This window comes from Okeania sp. SIO2B9 (genome assembly GCF_010672505.1).
In the GTDB taxonomy this organism is placed as follows: domain Bacteria; phylum Cyanobacteriota; class Cyanobacteriia; order Cyanobacteriales; family Microcoleaceae; genus Okeania; species Okeania hirsuta.
Genome location: NZ_JAAHGK010000767.1, coordinates 1 through 3792, shown reverse-complemented (window position 1 = coordinate 3792; position 3792 = coordinate 1). Strand labels below are relative to the sequence as shown.

Sequence of the window (3792 nt, the reverse complement as noted above, 5' to 3'; positions counted from 1 at the left end):
TCTGCCTACAACGAAAACCTTATACTTTTTAAAGACCTAAAAAGGCACTTGTCTCTATATGTTAATGCTTTGATATTTAATCAGCAAGCCCTATTTACTACACCAGTACGCGGGCAAGATGTCCGCACTACAAGCACTTTACCATTCATACTTGTACCTCATTAACCTGAAATATGCTGTAAAACTCAGACAACGTAATATTTCCCTTCTTCCTTCTTCTTTCTTCCTTCTTCCTTCTGATTCCTTCTCAATCTAACAATATACTCTCAGGACCACCAGAAGGTTCATCCCTAATCATATTCTCCAACTCAAATGTATACAGTTTATAAATATCATCAACAACATCATTAGGGTCATTAAACACATCCTCACTCGCGTCAAATTCTACTTGACCACTACTACTAGCAACTTCTAGATTTTTAATGTATGTGATACCAGCTTTTATAACTTCAGGTCTAGGTAACTCTCGTCTGAAAGTCAAATCAAAATCAAACTCTTTGAGCAAACTCTCAAAATAATTAACATTTTGCCCACTGCTATAACGCTTTTGCAACTTATTAAAATCAAGACTCTCACCACTCGAAACATTATCAGAATCAGAACTAGAATCAGATTCACCTCCTGCCTCAAGACTCCCGCCACATAAAGGTTTACTCTGACTACCTAACCCATGACTGCCAACTACACGACCATTACTATCAAACACAGGTCCCCCACTCATACCAGCAGCAGTTTCATCAGTATAAAAAATACTATAACCCAGATGCTCAGGAGCAGGGTTAATCTTTCCCCTAACTAAACCCCAAGCTAAACGGCGTTGTCTGCGAGCTACTCTGTTACGACATCTACCTGTCTGCGGGTCTTGCTCTCTTTCTGGGTCAGGCCAACCGGAAATATATACTCTATCGTTGATATTGACCTGTTTAGGATCTCCTAAAGGAGCAACTGTATAATTGTTTGTGCTTTTAAAGGTGACGATCGCTAAATCTACACCTCTTATTTGATCTGTACCAATGCTGCGTTCAACTATATCTGTACCTGCAATAAAGCGATCGCGACAGCCAAATCTCACCAATACTGTTAATTTCGGATTGCCTTTTAGAGGACACCCTCGGTAGTCATTAACATCTTTAACAATATGAACTTTCCCATCATAAGTTCTAATTCCATAATAAGGAATACCTCCCAACTGCTGCCAATACTGTTTACTATCAAGGTGTCTTTGTATAAAATTATGAGCTACAGTTAAGACATAATATTTATTTCCTGTTTTAGCAATAATTACCCCTGAACCTGGATTCCAAATCCCTGATTTTTGTAATGGGTTATTACGATTTTCTTCTAAATCTTGTCGTAATTCAGGGGTTAGTGCAGGAGCAATTAATACAGTTGTTTGTCTAGCTATAGAATTAATTTCCTCTATTGAAAGTTCTGCCACAGCAGGAGTTGATGCTAGACAACTAAGGAAGATTCCACCGATAAAGATAGATAATTTTTGAGTTTTTTTTATGAAAAAATATAGCATTTGCCCTGCCTGCATCTATTACATAATTTTTTTCATTAAACCTACTTTATATTTTATGATGTTTCAATTACCTATAATAGATCTGGTTTTTTATCCCGAATACGAGTTTCTAGATCAAAATTAAAAATTTCATATATATTGTCTATCTTATCATTAGGGTCTTCAAACCACCCCTCTTTTGTTTGATTTGGATCGATCAATTCAGGTGTTTGGTTTGGAGTTATCAATTCAGGATTTTCTAGTCTTGTTATATCTGAATTTCTCGACATAGAATTTTCGATTTGGCTACTTACACCAGGAATCTTAATTTGAGGAATTTTTGTTATTTCTGATTGAATTATCCTTTGTGAAGGAGCCTCTAATTTAAAAGATAAATTCATTTCTATCTCCTGAATCAACTTTCGAGAATAATTAACATTTTGGGCACTACTATACATTTTCTGTAAATCATAAATTGATTTTGAAGTATCATCCAAGTCTAATGTAGAATTATTTTGATTTTTATTTGAGCCATTCTCTAAGTTCTTTTGAGATTCAAATTCTGGATATCCTGGGAAATCACCTTGCCTCTTCTGCTCTTCATTTTTCAACCTAGTATTTTCAGACTCAAACACGTTAAAAGGGTCTGAATTATTTTCTGCCTCAAATTTATTTTTTGAAGTAGAATTATTATTAGATATTGGTTCATATATTTGTCCGCAAATAGGTTTATTTGTCGAGCCTCGTCCGTGAATTCCAACTAGCTCTCCGCCACTATTAAACACAGGACCACCACTCATTCCTGGACGAGTATAATCTGTATAATATAAGCTATAACCATTATCCTTTTCAGTAACAGGAATAGAAGCTTTTAATGGTCCCCATGCTAGGTGTCTTTGCCTTTCAGGTGCAGGATCTTTACAAATTATTTTTCCTTCGGAATCTAATTGCATAGTTCCATCAAGTTTTAGCTTCGGTTCCGCTTCAATTTTCGGCCAACCAGAAATATAAACAATATCTTCTTCTTGTAATTTACTAGCATCTCCTAAGGTCGCAACAGGATAGTTTTTTTTACTTTCAAAACTAACTATTGCTAAATCATAGCCATTTATTTCTTGATTGTTAAAACAACCAAATCTTACTAAAGCGGTTTCTACTTTTTTATTTTTTATTGCTTCTAAGAATCTATTAGTACATTCTCTACCATCGTTGATTTTTGTAACTTGATGAACTTTTTTGTCACTTGTTAGTATGCCATAATGTGCATCTTGACTTACTTGTTCCTGACTAAAGTTATGAGTTACTGTCAAAATATAGTATGTTTTATTTTGTTTAGCAATAATTACTCCTGAACCTACTGTCCATCTAGCTACAGGTTTTCTTTTTAATAAATCATCTTTTTCACGTTCACTTAACCTGGGGGCAATTAGAACAGTAGTTTGTTTAGCTATGGAGTTAATTTCTTCTACTGTTAATTTTCTAGGAACTGCATCTACTCCCTTACCAATACTGAGAATAATTACAGTCATAGAGGCAGTAAATATATGTCTTTTTTTTATCATATTTTTTCACACCTATTCCAAATTTTTGTGTCAAAAAAAATCTCAAATAACTAATTTTAATCACCAGACAAATCACTAATATTTGTCTTTACTATCTCTGCAAAATCATCCCGTTGATTCAACTTAGCAATAGGAATTGCCCAGCTAGCACTCAGGAATTCATCAAGTAGCTCTTCTGATGGTTGACTACCATCAGAAAATCGATAAGCATCAAAGCCACCAAAAGCATATTTTGCCCGACCAATAATCCCAACTAACTCACCATTTTGATTCAAAACTGGTCCCCCACTCATCCCAATTTCAATCTCATTACTCATGCCAATTTTATAACCTCTCTCCAAGGATAAATTAAGTAGATGAATAACCTTACCCTTAGTCAAATTATATGGTTTAATTCCTAAATCTACAGTAGTAACTAAATTTACTGCCTTCCTTTCATAGTTAGGAAATCCAGCCACATAAACTTGTTCTCCTAAACTTAAGTTAAAATTAGCATTGACAACAGCAACTTTATACTCATTATTTGTGGAAAATTTAACTATTGCCAAATCCAGTTCTCTAAAATTAAATCTAGTATCTTTATGAGCAGTATATTCTTTTCCATCTACAGTTAAAACTGCAAATTTATTTTCTTGATTTGAATCAAGTACATGAGCGCAAGTTAGAACAAAATACTCGCTACCTTTCCGAGAAATAATCACTCCTGAGCCAGCAATATTTTTCCCG

General features: G+C 34.5%; 3 protein-coding genes. All 3 read right to left on the bottom strand.

From position 1 onward, the window contains the following. Positions 1–247: 247 nt before the first annotated feature. A complete protein-coding gene (locus F6K13_RS23045; RefSeq protein ID WP_124144556.1) occupies positions 248–1525 on the bottom strand; it encodes a serine protease in 1278 nt (425 codons plus the stop codon). 71 nt (positions 1526–1596) lie between these two features. Continuing rightward, a complete protein-coding gene (locus F6K13_RS23040) occupies positions 1597–3066 on the bottom strand; it encodes a serine protease (RefSeq protein ID WP_287288507.1) in 1470 nt (489 codons plus the stop codon). 56 nt (positions 3067–3122) lie between these two features. Continuing rightward, positions 3123–3792: serine protease (locus F6K13_RS23035; protein WP_287288505.1), on the bottom strand; the 670-nt coding region annotated here is incomplete at its 5' end.